Here is a 14968-nt window from a genome sequence, read left to right on the forward strand (position 1 = left end):
ATGGCCGCCGCGCTCGAACGACCCAGCCTCACGGCGCTCGGCCAGCCGGGCGCGAGAAGCCGCGACAAGCTCGCGCGCATTCCGGTGCGCGTCGAGCCCGCGGCCGGCACGGCGCTGCCGAAGCCGCCGTGGCTGCGCGCGCGGCCGATGATGAGCGCGGCGGTTGCCGACATGGCGGCCGTGCTGCGCGACCATCGGCTGCATTCCGTCTGCGAGGAGGCGATGTGCCCGAACATCGGCGAATGCTTTGCGCAGCGCACCGCGACCTTCATGATCATGGGCGGGCTGTGCACGCGGCGTTGCCCGTTCTGCGACGTCGCGCACGGCCGTCCCGAGCCGCTCGATCCCGACGAGCCCGCGCGGCTGGCCGACGCGGCCGCGGCGCTCGGGCTGCGCTACGTCGTGATCACGTCGGTCGACCGCGACGACTTGCGCGACGGCGGCGCCGCGCATTTCGCCGCGTGCATCGCGGCGGTGCGAGCGAGCGTGCCGGGCATCGGTGTCGAGGTGCTGACGCCGGACTTCCGAGGCCGCGTGGCGCGCGCGCTCGACGCGCTGTCGTCGGCCTGGCCGGACGTGTTCAACCACAACATCGAGACGGTGCCGTCGCTGTATCGCGCGGCGCGGCCGGGCGCCGACTATCGCGGCTCGCTCGAACTACTTGTGCAGGCGAAGGCCGCGCGGCCGACGCTCGTGACGAAGTCGGGGCTGATGCTCGGGCTCGGCGAGCGCGACGACGAGGTGCGCGACACGCTGCGCGACCTGCGCGCGCACGAAGTCGACGTGCTGACGCTCGGCCAGTATCTCGCGCCGTCCGCGCACCATCTGCCGGTGCGGCGCTACGTGAGCCCGAACGCATTCGCCGCGTGGCGCGTCGAGGCGCTCGCGCTCGGTTTCAGGGAAGTCGTTGCCGGCCCGCTCGTGCGATCGTCATATCACGCAGCCGACGTGCTGGCGGATGCGTAGCGGACAGTGCGTCAGGCCTGGGCCGATACGTGCGCGCGGCTTACGTGGCGGAGGTAGAACACGAGCCCGGCGCCCGCGAGCATCAGGCTGACCGTGTTCGCGAACCAGAAGCCGCGCGCACCGGTCAGCCACGCGGGCGCGATGCCGCCGACGTCGAAGCCGAGCACGTAGCCGCCGCTGAGTCCGACGCCCCACAGCGCGACCGCATAGATCACGGTCGGCACGATCGCGACCTTGTACGCACGCAGCACGAACGCCGACGTGACCTGCAGCGCATCGAAGACGTGGTAGCACGCGACGATCGCGACGAGCGGCATCGCGGCCGCGGCGACGGCCGGGTTCGGCGTATAGCCGCTGACGATCAGCGGGCGCAGCGTAAACACGAGCACGCCGTATGTCGCGGCAACGCCGCACGCGAACATCACGCTGTGCCGGCCGAGCAGCCGTGCTTCTTCGGGGCGTCCGGCGCCGAGCGCGCGCGCGACCAGCGTCGAGGCCGCGACGCCGATCGACAGCGGCGTCATGTACAGCACCGCGCCGATGTTGCCGGCGATCTGGTGGCCGGCGAGCGTCGTCGTGCCGAACTGCGCGATGAACAGCGCCATGCACGTGTACGACGTGACCTCGATCAGGTACGACAGGCCCATCGGCACGCCGAGTTTCAGGATTGCTTTCTGGCGTTCCCAGACGGGCCAGCAGAAGCGCGAGAAGATCGCGAGCGGCGCGAACACGTCGAGCTTCGCGAGCAGCGTGTAGCCGATCAGCGCGAGCGCCCAGTTGATCAGCGTGCTGGCAAGCCCGCAGCCGGGGCCGCCGAGGGCCGGCACGCCGAACCCGCCGAAGATGAACCACACGTTGAGCGGAAACTTGAGCAGCAGCGCGCCGATCTGCAGGATCATCGCGAGCCGCGGCTTGCCGGCCGCGTTGGTGAGCGCGTTGTAGATGCGGAAGACGAGGCTGGCGGGCAGCCCGTACGACAGGATGCGCAGGTAGTCGACAGTGCGGTCGTGCAGCGCGGCGGGCGCGTGCGCGACGCGCAGCAATGGTTCGGGAAAATGCAGCAGCAGGAAGCCGGGCACCGCGAGCAGCAGTGCGAGCCATAGCGCCTGGCGCACTTCCTCGCCGATCTCGGCATAGCGCCGCGCGCCGTACAGTTGCCCGGTGATCGGCTGCAGCGCGGACAGGATGCCCGTCAGGCCGATATAGATCGACACGTAGATCGACGAGCCGAGCCCGAGCGCGGCCAGATCGGTGGCCGAGTAGCGGCCGACCATCGCGGTGTCGATCACGCCGAACGCGATGATCGCGAGCTGGCCGACCAGCACCGGCCACGCGAGACCGACGATCCGGCGGATGTCGCCGAACATCGTCAATCGGCCGCCTGGCGGCGCGGCGGACGCCGCTTGACGGGCGTCTTCGGCCGTTCGATGCGCTCGTACAGGCGGAAGCGTTCGTCGCGGTCGGCGACGCGGCGGCCTTCCCACACGAGACGCCACACGTATTGCGACATCGCGCTCGGCTCGCCGAAGTCCGAGCGGTCCTGGCGCAGGATCACGTCGCAGTCGCCGGAGAAATCGAAGTGCATGTTGCCGAAGTACGCGAAGGTCGCGAGCTGCGCATCGCCGAGCCGCACCGGCGAGATGCACTCATAGTCGGACGGCAGGTGCACCGCGATCTGCTGCGCGACATCGCGATAGGTCCGGCCGTAGTTGACGATCGGCAGCCACAGCGTCATCAGCAGCACCCACATCAGCGTGGTGCCCGCGCTCGACAGCACGACGCTGCGCCACAGCACCTTCGGCTGCCGCGAGATACGCCAGCGCGCGAGCATGCACCAGCACACGGTGACGATCACCGCGCAGATGAACGACAGGATGCTGAAATGCGGTTCGTAGCCGGGCACGAGACGCGCGAGGTTGCGCGCGAGCGGATGCGGGAAGCCCGTGAGCGACGCGAGCCACACGAGCCACACGAAGGTGCCGAGGATTGTGAAGCTCAGCACCGCGAACCAGTCGATCGCGTTGATAGCGCCGCGCTTGAGGGTCGGCAGCGCGAATGTCGCGAGTACCGCGAGCGGCGGCAGCAGCAGCATGTACATGCGGTTCGACTGCTGGCTCTGCAGGATGACGAGCGCGACGAGCGGCACGGCGACCGACAGCGGAATCGCGATGTGCGCACGGCGGCGCATGCCGGCCCAGCTCCACCATGCCCAGATCGCGAGCGGCCACGCGGGCCACGTGAACAGCGGCAGGTTCTTGGCCGCATAGCCGAGCACGGCGGTCGGCGGGCCCGAAAAGCGCATCAGGCTGCCGTGGATCCACTGGTTGAAGAACCATGCGGCGTCGTCGGGCGCCGCGACGAATGCGGCAAGCGGCCACAGCGCGAAGATCGCGGCCGCGAGCGGCACGCCGACCAGCGGCAGGCGCAGGTTGCGCATCTCGGGCGTGACGAGCCACAGCGCCGCGGTGCCGGCGAGCAGCGCGACGACCAGCACGGGGTTGCCGGACAGCGCGACGAGGCCGATCGCGAGGCCCCACCACAGCGCGCCCTGCATCGGCTTGTCGATGCCGCGCACGATCCCGTAGACGAGCATCGCGATCCACGCGAACTGCGCGAGCTGCGGCGTGGTCTCGTGCCCGCGTTCCGCGAGGCCGAAGCACGCGACGAGGACCAGCAGCGCGCCGTCGGCGAGCGTGCGGCCGTAGTCGCGCGGCTCCGGCTCGCCACCGAATGCGTACTTGAACGGCTGGACCTCGGCGCGCCGGCCGAGCAGGTAGGCCGCGTACCAGACGAACGCGCACGCGACGCAGAACAGTACGCCCGTGTCGACGCGCGACGCGTTGCTCGCATCGACCCACGGGCCGAGGCCGCGGATCGACAGCGCGCCGAGCCAGTAGCCGAGCGGCCCGTCGGTCGTGATGAACTTGCCGACCAGGTTTGGCAGCAGCCAGTCGTGCCAGCCGCCCTTGGCCATCGTCCACATCACGCCGAAGCCCGCCGCGTCCTCGTTCTTCCACGGGTCGCGGCCGAACAGGCCGAATGCGGCATAGACGAAGCAAAGCGTGAGCAGCAGCCAGCGCGGCAGCGCACGCGTGGCGGAGGCGGTGAGACGGACGACAGGCTTCATGCAGATGAGCGATTTGTTATGGGCGGGCGGCCGGCGCGGGTGCGCGCGGTCGAGCCGGTTTCGAGCATCCGGCATTGTAGACGCGCCGGCAGCTGCGCGTCAGGTCGATGCCCGGCGCCGGCCGGCGCTTTCCCGGCGAGCAGAGACAAAAAAGGGCAGCCTGGGCTGCCCTTTTGTGCGACACCGGTGCGTTGCAACCACCGGATGCGGTGCGAAGCTTACTTCGCCTTGCCGCTGGCGCGTACGCCGAACTTGTTCTTGAACTTCTCGACACGGCCTGCCGTGTCCATGATCTTTTGCTGACCCGTGTAGAACGAGTGCGATTCCGACGACACTTCGATCTTGGCGAGCGGGTAGGTCTTGCCGTCGAGTTCGATGTTTTCACGCGTCTGGATCGTCGAGCGCGTGATGAACTTGAAGCCGTTCGACATGTCTTGGAAGACGACTTCGCGGTAATTCGGGTGGATGCCTTCTTTCATGGTCTTTCCTTGGTGAGAGCGGTAGCCAACCCGCCGCTTGCCGTGCCGGATCGCGCAAATTGCGCGTACCAGCCGACGCCAAGCCCGGCGCGAGCCACTTGCCTAAGGTCGAAAAACGGCGATTATGCCAGAAAATCAGATGGTTGACGAATAATTTTCACGGTGCGTCGAGTGCGCCGGTGCCGGCCGGATCCTGCCGGTAGTAACGCGCGAGCAGCCGGTACAGCTCCGGAAATTCGGACTCGAACGCGCGCGGCCGCACGAACAGCGCTTCGCTGCACACCGCGAAGAATTCCGACGGGTGGTCGGCTGCATAGGGATCGATCAGCGATTCCCGCTCGAAGCGCGCCCACGCGCGCTCCGGTACCGCGTCGACCCGTGCGCAGAACTGGTCGTACGCATGCTCGAACACGTCGGCCCACGCTTGCGCGTCGAGGTGCGGCGCGTGCCAGCGGCGAAAAAGGGGCGGATAGCCGTCGGCCGCGCCGTTGACCATGTCGATCTTGTGCGCGAACTCGTGGATCACGACGTTGTACGCGTCACGGCCGTCCGTCATCTGCGCGTCTTCCCACGACAGGATCACGGGGCCGCCTTCCCATGCCTCGCCGCTCGCATCCTGCTCGACTTCGTGGACGACGCCGTCCTCGTCCTGCACGGTCTTGCGGATCAGGAATTCACCCGGATACACGACGACGCCGACCCAGCCGTCGTACAGCGACAGGTCGAGATTCAGTACGGGCAGGCAGGCCTGCGCGGCGATCGCGACGATCATCGCGTCGGTCAGTTCGAGCCCGTGCGCGGTCGAAAACGATTTCTTCGCGACGAACAGGCTCGTCAACTCGCGCAGCCGGCCGAGCGCGTCGGGCGTCAGTGTCGCGAGGAACGGCAGGCGTTCGACGGTTTCCTGCCACAGCGCGTCGGGAATCGGGTGGCTGCGCAGCGCGCGGTCGCGGCGGCGGTCGTCGAACCAGCGGGTCAGTTTCGAGAGCATGGAGGCTGCGGACGGATATCCAAAGCCTGTCTTTTAACTCAATCGATCTCTTTTTGCCATGCCGCGAAGAGGCCGCCGACGAGTGCAACGCCCGCGAGGAAGTAAAAGCCGTCGAGCGATGCCAGGAACGACGCCTGTTGCGCGACCATTCGGGCGATGGCGGCAATCGCGAGGCCGTGCGCCTCGTTCAGCGCGTGGCCGGCCGCTGCATAGCTGCGTGTCAGGGTGTCGACGGTCTGCTGAAACAGCGGATCGAACACGTTCGCGCGCTCGACGAGCCGCGTCTGGTGCACGGCCACGCGATGCTGCTCGACGATGATCACCGACGACGTCGCGAACGAGATCGTCAGTTGCCTCACGATGTTCTTCAGCCGGTAGCCGTGCGTATATTCGTCGATCGCGAAGATCCGGAACGTCAGGTTGGCCACCGGCAGCACGATGAAGAGCAGCAACAGCCCGCGCAGCAGCAGCGGCACGATCAGCGCGGCTTCGCCGACCTGCGGCGTCATCCGCGTCATCCACAGTGCGGCCGTGACGGCGATCGCGAACCCCGGCACGACGAACCACTTCTTGTGCGTGACGAATTTCGCGTAGCGCAGGTAGGCGAACAGCGCGGTGGCCGAAATCAGCGACATCGTGCCCACCAGACGCCCGGCGTTCTCGACCGGATAGCCAAGCCCGCTTTCGAGAAACCGCGATGTCAGGTAACTGAAACCCGTCGTCTCGTAGTAATAAAACATGTAGAGCAGCAGCCCGACCTGGAACGTCCGCTCGCGGAACGCATGCAGCCGCACGAGCGGCGTCGGGTGATGCCACTGGTGATACGCGAACCACGCGAGTGCGCCGATCCCCGCGATCGTCAGCAGGATCAGCATCGGCGAGCCGCTGTAGAGCTGGTAATGCACCTGTTGCAGCACGATCTGCAGCGCCCCTTGCGCGAGCGCAAACACGACATACGGCCAGAAGTGCCCGGAACCGCGTTCGTCGTCGGGGGCTCTGCCCGAATCGGGCAGCGTGAGCAGCGCGAGGATCGCGAACGCGATGCCGGCGGGCGCCGTGCACGCGAACAGCGCGCGCCACGTCGAATGCGCGACGAGCAACCCGCCGACGATCGGCGCGAGCGCGCTGCCGAGCAGGATCATGATCAGGAACGCGCGCGTCGCGGGCGGCCGTTCCTGCGGCTTGAAGCTGATCTGGATCAGGATCCGGCACGCGCCCATCATCGGGCCGATGAAATACCCCTGGAAACCGCGCGCGAACGCGAGTTCCAGCGACGTATCGGCGAGCGCGGCCGCGATCGCGCCGAACGAGAACATCAGCATGCAGCCCGCGACATAGCGGCGATGCCCGAGCCGGTCGACCCACCATTGCTGCTGCAGGATGCCGAGTACGGCGGTGACCGCATACGCGCTCGACGACCACACGAGTTCGTCGGGCGATGCGTTGATGCCGCCCGCAATGTAGCTCGCGAAGAACGAGAAGACCGCGTTGTCGAAGTAGTCGATGCCGGTGACGAGCGCGAGCGCCCACGGGAACAAGTCCGCGCGCAGGTTCGCGCGGCTCCACAGCGGCGAGCGGCCGGGCACCGCGTTCATTCGCGATCCTTGCGCGCGCGCCGGGTTCCGGCTTCGGCCTGCCGCTGCGCGATCAGCGCATCGGGGCTTTCGCCGGCGAGACGCCGCTCGACGTAGTCGATGTCGTGCTGCAGTTCCTTGCGCAGCGCGACTGCTTCCTTCAGCTCGCGCTGGACGGCCGCGATCCGCCGGTCGAGCGTGCCGATCTGCTCGGCGAGGCCGGTGCGGATGTCGCGCAGCGACGCATCCGAGTAGCGGCGCCGGCCGTCACCAGTTTCTTCCAGCGGGCGCTTCAGCATTTCAGTGATGCCATGCAGCGAGAAGCCGAGCGCGCGCAGGCGCAGGATGCGCGCGAAGCGCTCGAGGTCGGCTTCGTCGTAGAGGCGGTAGCGGCCTTCGCTGCGCGACGGCGTGACGAGCCCGCGCTCTTCGTAATACTTCAGCGTGCGCGGCGTGACGCCGAGCCGCGACGCGGCATCGCTCACGGTCAGCAGCGGGGTGGAGGTGTCGTTCGGCATCGGGAGGCGGTGGATTCGATCGGGGCGATGACGCGATTATAGATCAACCTGTACGTTCACGTTCAGGTTGGGATCGAAAAACGGCCGCCGGGCGAGATGCGCGGGCGGCCGTTCGTTGCGGGGCGGGGCGATCAGCCGCCGCGGCGCATCAGGTCGAAGAACTCGGAGTTGCTCTTCGTCTGGCGGATCTTGTCGAGCAGGAATTCCATTGCCTCGACTTCGTCCATGTCGTGGATGAACTTGCGGAGCACCCAGATCTTTTGGAGGATCTCGGGCTTGATCAGCATTTCCTCGCGGCGCGTGCCCGACTTGTTCAGGTTGATCGACGGATACACGCGCTTTTCAGCGAGGCGGCGCTCGAGGTGCACTTCCATGTTGCCGGTGCCCTTGAACTCTTCGTAGATCACGTCGTCCATGCGGCTGCCGGTTTCGATCAGCGCGGTGCCGATGATCGTCAGCGAACCGCCTTCCTCGATGTTGCGCGCCGCGCCGAAGAAGCGCTTGGGACGCTGCAGCGCGTTCGCGTCGACACCGCCCGTCAGCACCTTGCCCGATGCCGGGATCACGGTGTTGTATGCACGTGCGAGACGCGTGATCGAGTCGAGCAGGATCACGACGTCGTGCTTCATTTCGACGAGGCGCTTGGCCTTCTCGATCACCATTTCGGCGACCTGGACGTGGCGCGTGGCCGGTTCGTCGAACGTCGATGCGATCACTTCGCCGGCGACCGAGCGCTGCATTTCGGTCACTTCTTCAGGGCGCTCGTCGATCAGCAGCACGAACAGGATCACGTCCGGGTGGTTCTGCTTGATCGCGTGCGCGATGTGCTGGAGCATCACGGTCTTGCCCGACTTCGGCGACGCGACGAGCAGGCCGCGCTGGCCCTTGCCGATCGGCGCGATCATGTCGATGATGCGGCCCGTGACGTTCTCTTCGCCGCGCATTTCGCGCTCGAGCGACAACGGCTTGTTCGGGTGCAGCGGCGTGAGGTTCTCGAACATGATCTTGTGTTTCGAGGCCTCGGGCGGCTGCCCGTTGACTTTGTCGACCTTCACCAGCGCGAAGTAGCGCTCGCCGTCCTTCGGCGTGCGGACTTCACCTTCGATGGTGTCGCCGGTGTGCAGGTTGAAGCGGCGGATCTGCGACGGGCTGATATAGATGTCGTCGGTGCTCGCGAGGTACGACATTTCCGGCGAGCGCAGGAAGCCGAAGCCGTCCGGCAGCACTTCGAGCGTACCGTCGCCGAAGATCGTCTCTCCCGTCTTGGCGCGCTTTTTAAGAATGGCGAACATCAACTCCTGCTTGCGCAGGCGGTTCGCGTTTTCGATCTCGAGGCCATTGGCCATTTCGATCAGTTCGGACACGTGCAGAGACTTGAGCTCGGATAAATGCATACGGAGAACCCGCCAGGGAGGAGAAGCGACGAAAGAAATAAGGGAGGAGGGCGAGCGGAAGCGCTCAGAGACTTAAATGCGTCTTGTAGACGTTTTTTAATTCTAGCATAGGCCGATTCGCGCTTGAGCGGCCGATCGGCGGCTTGACGGCGGACGTGTTGCCGGTTGACAACACGCCCGCGGAACTGCCGGTATTACAGGTGGCTGTCCAGGAATGCGGTGAGCTGCGACTTCGACAGCGCGCCGACCTTCTGCGCGGCGGCCGCGCCGTTCTTGAACAGGATCAGCGTCGGGATGCCGCGCACGCCGAACTTCGCGGGCGTTGCCTGGTTGTCGTCGACGTTGATCTTCGCGATCTGCAGCTTGTCGCCGTAGTCCTTCGCGACTTCGTCGAGGATCGGGGCGATCATTTTGCACGGGCCGCACCATTCGGCCCAGAAATCGACGAGCACGGGCTTGTCGGACTTGACGACGTCCTGTTCGAACGATGCGTCGCTGATGTGTTTGATCTGTTCGCTCATTGGGTCAATACCTCTTACGGTTCGGGGACTGCCTGCTTGCGCGTTGCGGCGTACCGGCCGCCGTAGGCTGCCGGCCGCTGCGGCAGGTCACTCCGCTCTCCGGAAAGGAGGGGGCGTAAGCGCTGCATGCCGCGGCTCGCGGGTCGTTCGGGCGTCATATTAGCCTAAATTGCTATCTGCTGCGGGCGGCGATAGTAGCCGTTACGCGAGTAGGGGTACGACGCGACGTTCGACCGTTGTGCCCTGCAGGTGGAGGCCGGCTCGTAAATTACAAGGGGGCGGCATATATGTAGCGATCCGGGTGGCTGGACGCGCGCTGGCTGGCAGGGTTGTTCGCATTGATGCGAACAAACGGTCGCATTCATCCGGAAGCGGTGATAGAATATGCCGTGACGGGCCTCCTCGCATGGTGGGGCGGTGAACCTGGTCAGGTCGGGAACGAAGCAGCCACAATCGTTTTCCGCCAGTGCCGAGGGTCGGGCTCGTCACCTTCCTTCTCGCCCCGTTCGCAGGGCGTTTTTTATTTCCGCGTCACACTCCGTTTTGCCTGCACCTTGCCCGTCTTCCGCACCGTTTCGCGTGTCGGCGCGACGCAGCGTTACTGATACAATTTCCCGATGACCTATCAAGTTCTCGCACGCAAGTGGCGTCCGAAGGATTTCGCTTCGCTCGTCGGCCAGGAGCACGTCGTCAGGGCGCTCACGCACGCGCTCGACGGCGGGCGTCTCCATCACGCCTATCTGTTTACCGGAACCCGCGGCGTCGGCAAGACGACGCTGTCGCGGATCTTCGCGAAGGCACTCAACTGTGAAACCGGCGTCACGTCGCAACCGTGCGGCGTGTGTCGTGCCTGTCGCGAGATCGACGAGGGGCGTTTCGTCGATTACGTCGAGATGGATGCCGCGAGCAACCGCGGCGTCGACGAAATGGCCGCGCTGCTCGAGCGCGCGGTGTACGCGCCCGTCGATGCGCGCTTCAAGGTCTACATGATCGACGAAGTGCACATGCTGACGAACCACGCGTTCAACGCGATGCTGAAGACGCTCGAGGAGCCGCCGCCGCACGTCAAGTTCATCCTCGCGACGACCGATCCGCAGAAAATTCCCGTCACCGTGCTGTCGCGCTGCCTGCAGTTCAACCTGAAGCAGATGCCGGCCGGGCACATCGTGTCGCATCTCGAGCGGATCCTCGGCGAAGAGCAGATCACGTTCGAACCGCAGGCGCTGCGCCTGCTCGCGCGTGCCGCGCAGGGCAGCATGCGCGACGCGCTGTCCCTCACCGACCAGGCGATCGCCTATTCGGCGAACGAGGTGACCGAGTCGGCCGTGTCGGGCATGCTCGGCGCGCTCGACCAGACTTACATGGTGCGCCTGCTCGACGCGCTCGCGGCCGGCGGCGGCACGGAAGTCCTCGCGATAGCCGACGAGATGTCGCTGCGCAGCCTGTCGTTCTCGACCGCATTGCAGGATCTCGCGAGCCTGCTGCACCGGATTGCGTGGGCACAATTCGCGCCGGGCTCGGTGCTCGACGAATGGCCGGAAGCGGCCGACCTGCGCCGCTTCGCGGCGACGCTGAGCCCCGAACAGGTTCAGTTGTTCTATCAGATCGCGACGGTCGGCCGTGCGGAGCTCGGCCTTGCGCCGGACGAGTACGCCGGTTTCACGATGACGCTGCTGCGGATGCTCGCGTTCGAACCGGCCGTTGCCGCCGGCAGTGCATCGGGCGGCCAGCCGTCCGTGCCGCGTGCCGTGCCGGGCCCGCGCGCTGCCGCGGCTTCGGCCGCTGCGGCGAAGCCGGTATCGGCTGCACCCGTCGAGGCAGTGCGTCCGCAGGCTGCCGCACCGGCTGCACCGGCTGCACCCGTTGCACCCGTTGCACCCGTTGCACCGGCCGCGCGATCAGCAGCACCGGCACAGTCCGGCGACGAAGCAGGCCGGCCGGTGGTGAAGCCGGCTGCTGCTCCGGCATCCGCGCCGGCTTCGGTTGATGCACAAGTTGTCGAGACGCCGCAGCCGGAAACGAATCCGGCGCCGCAAGCGGTGACGGCCGGCGATATGCCGCCACCGGCCCGCAAGGAACCCGAACAGCTTGCCGCTGCCGCTGTCGTCGCCGTTGCGCAGCGAAACGACGAACCGGCTACGCCGGCCGAACCGGTGCCGCGCGCTGCGCCGTCCGAGCCCGCCGCGCGTCCGGCTTTGCGCGCAGGCGGTGCCGCCGCCGCGCTCGACGTGCTGCGCAATGCGGGGATGCGCGTGTCGTCCGACCGTGCGCGAGCAGGTGCCGCCCCGAAACCGACGGTGCCGACGGCCGCCGAGAAGCCGGCTGCACCGCGCCCCGCCGTCCAGGTGCCGACGCCGCGCGCTGCCGCCCGTGCGCCGCAAGCAGCCGATTCGCGCCAGGCTTCGCCGCCGTGGGAGGACATCCCGCCGGACGACTACGTACCGCTCAGCGCCGACGAGATGTTCGGCGGGCCCGACGATGGTTTCGTCCCGGTGTTCGACAGCGGTCCCGACGATGTGCGCGTTGCGCCGAAGTTCGCGGAAGCGCGTCCGGCCGCGCCGGTCGACACGCGGCCGTTGCCGCCCGCGATCGCGCTCGATCCGATCGGCTTCGACGGCGAATGGCCGGCGCTGGCTGCGCGGTTGCCGCTGAAGGGCGTCGCGTACCAGCTCGCGTTCAACAGCGAACTGACGGCCGTCGATGCGACGACATTGAAACTTTCCGTGCCGGTGCCGCAGTACGCGGACACCGCGCAGGTTGTGAAGCTGAAGGTCGCGCTGGCCGACGCGCTCGGCAAGCCGGTCGAGGTGGCGGTCGAGGTCGGGCCCGCACGGCGCACGGCGGCGGCGCTCGATGCGGCCGCGCGCGCGGCGCGCCAGCGCGAGGCCGAGCAGGAGATTCACGGCGACCCGTTCGTGCAGCAGCTCGTGCGCGACTTCGGTGCACGCATCGTCGAGGGTTCGGTGCGTCCGCTCGCCGATTCCGCACCGGACGGCCCGCCGCCGACGCTGCATTGAACTGACCGCACCGCGACAGGCACAATCACGCCCACACATTGGCCGGCACGCGCCGCGTGCCGGTTTTCACACGATCAAGAAGGAGTATTCCCATGTTGAAAGGCAACCTCGCCGGACTGATGAAGCAAGCGCAGCAAATGCAGGAAAACATGAAGAAGATGCAGGAGCAGCTTGCGCTGATCGAAGTCGAAGGGCAGTCGGGGGCGGGCCTCGTCAAGGTGACGATGACGTGCCGCAACGAAGTGCGTCGCGTGTCGATCGACCCGAGCCTGCTCGCGGACGACAAGGACATGCTCGAGGATCTCGTCGCGGCCGCGTTCAACGACGCCGTGCGCAAGGCCGAAGCGACGTCGCAGGAAAAGATGAGCGGCATGACGTCGGGCCTGCCGCTGCCCCCGGGCTTCAAGCTGCCGTTCTGAGCGCGGCGTCCTTGCCACTGTTTGCCGCCGTATGAAACAGCCGTCTGCCCTGTCCGCTCTCGTCGAAGCGTTGCGCGTGCTGCCCGGCGTCGGGCCGAAATCCGCGCAGCGCATGGCGGTCCACCTGATGCAGCACGACCGCGAGGGCGCTGAGCGGCTGGGCCGGTCGCTGCTGTTCGCGACCGAGCACCTGCAGCACTGCGAGAAGTGCAACACGTTCACCGAAGCACAGATTTGCGAGGTCTGCAGCGACGAGGAACGTGACCCGACGCTGCTGTGCGTCGTCGAGACGCCTGCCGATCAGATCATGCTCGAGCAGACGATGACTTACCGCGGGCTGTATTTCGTGCTGATGGGGCGACTGAGCCCGCTCGACGGGATCGGCCCGAAGGAAATCCATTTCGACCGCCTCGTGCGCCGCGCGTCCGACGGAATCGTCAAGGAAGTCGTGCTCGCGACCAACTTCACGAACGAAGGCGAAGCCACCGCGCACTACCTCGGCCAGACGCTGAAGGCGCGCGGCCTTGCGGTCACGCGCCTCGCGCGCGGCGTGCCGGTGGGCGGCGAGCTCGAATACGTCGACGCGGGCACCATCGCCCGCGCGATGCTCGATCGCCGCACGATGTAAGCGGGGCGCCGCTTGCCGGCGGCGCCGTTCCTCATGCCAGGGAGACACATGAGCACCAGCCAGGGCCCGCTCGCGGGCGTCAAAGTGCTCGAATTCGGAACGCTGATCGCGGGGCCGTTCGCGTCGCGGCTGTTCGCCGAATTCGGCGCGGAAGTGATCAAGATCGAGGATCCGAACGGCGGCGACCCGCTGCGCAAGTGGCGCAAGCTCCACCCGGAGCAGGGCGGCACGTCGCTGTGGTGGTCCGTCCAGGCGCGCAACAAGAAGTCGGTCACGCTCAACCTGAAATCCGATGCCGGCAAGGCGATCGCGCGGCAACTCGCGAGCGAGGCCGACATCGTGATCGAGAACTTCCGTCCCGGCCTGCTCGAAAAGCTCGGGCTCGGCTACGACGTGCTGTCGGCCGACAATCCGGGCCTCGTGATGGTGCGCCTGTCCGGCTACGGGCAGACGGGCCCGTACCGCGACCGGCCCGGTTTCGGCGCGATCGCCGAATCGATGGGCGGGCTGCGCCACATCACCGGCTATCCCGACCTGCCGCCGCCTCGCATCGGCATCTCGATCGGCGATTCGATCGCCGCGCTGCACGGCGTGATCGGCGCGCTGATGGCGCTCCATCACCGCAAGGTCAACGGCGGTGCGGGGCAGGTGGTCGACGTTGCGCTGTACGAAGCCGTATTCAACATGATGGAAAGCGTGGTGCCCGAATACGGCGTGTACGGGATGGTGCGCGAGCGTACCGGCGCGTCGCTGCCGGGCATCGTCCCGTCGAATACGTATGCGTGCCGCGACGGCAGCATCGTGATCGGCGGCAACAGCGACCCGATCTTCAAGCGGCTGATGAAGGCGATCGAGCGCGACGACCTCGCCGACGATCCCGCGCTCGCGCGCAACGACGGGCGCGTGCCGCGCACGCAGGAAATCGACGACGCGATTGCCGCGTGGCTCGCGCCGCGCACGATCGACGACGCGCTCGCCGTGCTCAACGCGGCCGACGTGCCGGCCGGGCGCATCTACAGCGCCGCCGACATGTTCACCGATCCGCAGTTCGTCGCGCGGCAGATGATCCAGCGCTTCAAGCTTGCCGACGGCACCGACATTCCACTGCCGAACATCACGCCGAAGCTGTCGGACACGCCGGGCGAAACGCGCTGGCTCGGGCCGGAACTCGGCGAGCATACGGACGAGGTGCTGCGCGGCCTCGGCTATGACGCGCAGGCGATTGCCGCACTGCGCGACGCGGGCGCGATCTGAGCGCAGAACGCCGCCGCGCAATGCGGCGGCGCACCGTGCGCCCCCGGCCATCCGCGGCGGCCGGACTGTCGCTCTCGCGC

General features: G+C 67.2%; 13 protein-coding genes and 1 other RNA gene. 6 read left to right on the top strand and 8 right to left on the bottom strand.

Annotated features, from left to right (window positions below; genetic code table 11):
• Entirely contained in the window at positions 1-966 is a 966-nt protein-coding gene (gene lipA / locus JYG32_RS03900) for a lipoyl synthase (RefSeq protein ID WP_213264711.1), read from the top strand.
• A gap of 11 nt (positions 967-977) precedes the next feature.
• Here lipA and JYG32_RS03905 read toward each other — a convergent pair whose 3' ends face one another.
• The 8 genes from JYG32_RS03905 to trxA all read right to left on the bottom strand — a co-directional run bounded on the left by JYG32_RS03905 (position 978) and on the right by trxA (position 9570).
• On the bottom strand, positions 978-2333 hold the full coding sequence (locus JYG32_RS03905) for an MATE family efflux transporter (RefSeq protein WP_174383375.1): 1356 nt from the start codon (positions 2331-2333) through the stop codon (positions 978-980).
• A gap of 2 nt (positions 2334-2335) precedes the next feature.
• Positions 2336-4168, bottom strand: coding sequence for an ArnT family glycosyltransferase (locus JYG32_RS03910; RefSeq protein ID WP_174383376.1), 1833 nt, complete (start codon positions 4166-4168; stop codon positions 2336-2338).
• A gap of 143 nt (positions 4169-4311) precedes the next feature.
• Positions 4312-4572: a type B 50S ribosomal protein L31 gene (locus tag JYG32_RS03915; protein WP_006753671.1), complete on the bottom strand. Its 261-nt coding sequence runs from the start codon at positions 4570-4572 to the stop codon at positions 4312-4314.
• 157 nt (positions 4573-4729) lie between these two features.
• The gene (locus JYG32_RS03920; RefSeq protein WP_174383377.1) at positions 4730-5563 is read right to left on the bottom strand and encodes a zinc-dependent peptidase; all 834 of its coding nucleotides are present in this window, start codon (positions 5561-5563) and stop codon (positions 4730-4732) included.
• Between the two features lie 38 nt (positions 5564-5601).
• A complete protein-coding gene (locus JYG32_RS03925) occupies positions 5602-7158 on the bottom strand; it encodes an MFS transporter (RefSeq protein ID WP_213264712.1) in 1557 nt (518 codons plus the stop codon).
• Positions 7155-7655 (bottom strand): MerR family transcriptional regulator, encoded by a 501-nt coding sequence (locus JYG32_RS03930; protein ID WP_213264713.1) that lies wholly within the window; start codon positions 7653-7655, stop codon positions 7155-7157. Before JYG32_RS03930 ends, JYG32_RS03925 begins: the two co-directional genes overlap by 4 nt.
• Before the next feature lie 131 nt (positions 7656-7786).
• Complete coding sequence (gene rho, locus JYG32_RS03935; RefSeq protein WP_006478662.1) at positions 7787-9049, bottom strand: transcription termination factor Rho; 1263 nt, start codon at positions 9047-9049, stop codon at positions 7787-7789.
• A 194-nt stretch (positions 9050-9243) separates the two neighbouring features.
• Entirely contained in the window at positions 9244-9570 is a 327-nt protein-coding gene (trxA, locus tag JYG32_RS03940; protein ID WP_006402348.1) for a thioredoxin TrxA, read from the bottom strand.
• 391 nt (positions 9571-9961) lie between these two features.
• Between trxA and ffs the strand changes: the two genes are divergently transcribed.
• The 5 genes from ffs (at position 9962) to JYG32_RS03965 (ending at position 14888) form a co-directional block, all read left to right on the top strand.
• Positions 9962-10060, top strand: an RNA gene (gene ffs / locus JYG32_RS03945) — signal recognition particle sRNA small type.
• Between the two features lie 127 nt (positions 10061-10187).
• The gene (locus tag JYG32_RS03950) at positions 10188-12587 is read left to right on the top strand and encodes a DNA polymerase III subunit gamma/tau (RefSeq protein WP_213264714.1); all 2400 of its coding nucleotides are present in this window, start codon (positions 10188-10190) and stop codon (positions 12585-12587) included.
• Between the two features lie 92 nt (positions 12588-12679).
• Positions 12680-13006, top strand: coding sequence for a YbaB/EbfC family nucleoid-associated protein (locus JYG32_RS03955; protein ID WP_006482124.1), 327 nt, complete (start codon positions 12680-12682; stop codon positions 13004-13006).
• 31 nt (positions 13007-13037) lie between these two features.
• The gene (gene recR, locus JYG32_RS03960) at positions 13038-13634 is read left to right on the top strand and encodes a recombination mediator RecR (RefSeq protein ID WP_034181272.1); all 597 of its coding nucleotides are present in this window, start codon (positions 13038-13040) and stop codon (positions 13632-13634) included.
• A 48-nt stretch (positions 13635-13682) separates the two neighbouring features.
• Positions 13683-14888, top strand: coding sequence for a CaiB/BaiF CoA transferase family protein (locus tag JYG32_RS03965; protein WP_174384352.1), 1206 nt, complete (start codon positions 13683-13685; stop codon positions 14886-14888).
• Positions 14889-14968: the final 80 nt, after the last annotated feature.

It is taken from the genome of Burkholderia pyrrocinia (assembly GCF_018417535.1).
Lineage (GTDB): Bacteria > Pseudomonadota > Gammaproteobacteria > Burkholderiales > Burkholderiaceae > Burkholderia > Burkholderia pyrrocinia_E.

Coding starts and splice junctions, on each gene's coding strand:
- JYG32_RS03920 (WP_174383377.1), bottom strand. CDS start 5,563: ATGCTCTCGAAACTGACCCGCTGGTTCGACGACCGCCGCCGCGACCGC.
- trxA (WP_006402348.1), bottom strand. CDS start 9,570: ATGAGCGAACAGATCAAACACATCAGCGACGCATCGTTCGAACAGGAC.
- JYG32_RS03925 (WP_213264712.1), bottom strand. CDS start 7,158: ATGAACGCGGTGCCCGGCCGCTCGCCGCTGTGGAGCCGCGCGAACCTG.
- rho (WP_006478662.1), bottom strand. CDS start 9,049: ATGCATTTATCCGAGCTCAAGTCTCTGCACGTGTCCGAACTGATCGAA.
- JYG32_RS03915 (WP_006753671.1), bottom strand. CDS start 4,572: ATGAAAGAAGGCATCCACCCGAATTACCGCGAAGTCGTCTTCCAAGAC.
- JYG32_RS03955 (WP_006482124.1), top strand. CDS start 12,680: ATGTTGAAAGGCAACCTCGCCGGACTGATGAAGCAAGCGCAGCAAATG.
- JYG32_RS03910 (WP_174383376.1), bottom strand. CDS start 4,168: ATGCCGGATGCTCGAAACCGGCTCGACCGCGCGCACCCGCGCCGGCCG.
- JYG32_RS03905 (WP_174383375.1), bottom strand. CDS start 2,333: ATGTTCGGCGACATCCGCCGGATCGTCGGTCTCGCGTGGCCGGTGCTG.
- lipA (WP_213264711.1), top strand. CDS start 1: ATGGCCGCCGCGCTCGAACGACCCAGCCTCACGGCGCTCGGCCAGCCG.
- JYG32_RS03950 (WP_213264714.1), top strand. CDS start 10,188: ATGACCTATCAAGTTCTCGCACGCAAGTGGCGTCCGAAGGATTTCGCT.
- JYG32_RS03965 (WP_174384352.1), top strand. CDS start 13,683: ATGAGCACCAGCCAGGGCCCGCTCGCGGGCGTCAAAGTGCTCGAATTC.
- recR (WP_034181272.1), top strand. CDS start 13,038: ATGAAACAGCCGTCTGCCCTGTCCGCTCTCGTCGAAGCGTTGCGCGTG.
- JYG32_RS03930 (WP_213264713.1), bottom strand. CDS start 7,655: ATGCCGAACGACACCTCCACCCCGCTGCTGACCGTGAGCGATGCCGCG.